The 772-nt window shown below is 69.9% G+C and carries 1 protein-coding gene; it reads left to right on the top strand.

Features of this window, described 5'->3' with window-relative positions:
- Positions 1–25: 25 nt before the first annotated feature.
- Positions 26–772, top strand: a protein-coding gene (locus ACFPZ3_RS70065; RefSeq protein WP_379525354.1) for an IS5 family transposase whose coding sequence is annotated in 2 segments (ribosomal slippage) — positions 26–359 and positions 359–772 — 748 coding nt annotated over the 2 segments. Because the reading frame shifts where the segments join, the coding sequence is not laid out codon by codon here. This gene is flagged as partial in the annotation.

Here is a 772-nt window from a genome sequence, read left to right as displayed (position 1 = left end):
GAGAAAGGGCGAGCAGCCCCCGTGGATCGTGTCGGATGAGTTGTGGGCGCGGATTCGGCCGCTGTTGCCGGTGGTGCCGCGCCGGACCGATCACCCCGGGCGTAAGCGGCTGGACGACCGTAAGGTGCTGTCGGGCATCTTGTTCGTGCTCTACACCGGGATCGCCTGGGAGTTCCTGCCGCAGGAGCTGGGCTTCGGCTCAGGGATGACCTGCTGGCGCCGGTTGCGGGACTGGCATGCCGCCGGGGTGTGGCAGAAGCTGCACGAACTGCTGCTGGCGGAGTTGCATGCCGCCGGTCGGCTGGACTGGTCCAAGGCGGTGATGGACAGTTCCCACATCCGGGCGCTGAAGGGCGGCCCAAAACGGGGCCGAGCCCGGTCGATCGCGGCAAGCCGGGCTCCAAGCACCACGTCATCGCCGACGGCAACGGCATCCCTCTCGCCGTCACCCTGACCGGCGGCAACCGCAACGATGTCACCCAGGTGATGCCGCTGCTGCGGGCGATCCCGCCGGTACGGGGCCGGCGCGGCCAGCCCCGTCAGCGGCCCGAGGTGCTGTACGCCGACAGGGGCTACGACCACGACAAGTACCGGCGGCTGGTCCGGGCCAGCGGGGTCAAGCCGGTCATCGCCCGCCGGGGTATCGAGCACGGCTCCGGCCTGGGTGTGCACCGGTGGGTGATCGAGCAGACGATCGCGCTGCTGCACTGGTTCCGCCGCCTGCGCATCCGCTGGGAGATCCGCGACGACATCCACGAGGCCTTCATGACCC

Source organism: Nonomuraea insulae (genome assembly GCF_042656245.1).
The sequence above is the reverse complement of the archived record's forward strand: the minus strand, read 5'-3'. Positions and strand labels throughout refer to the sequence as shown.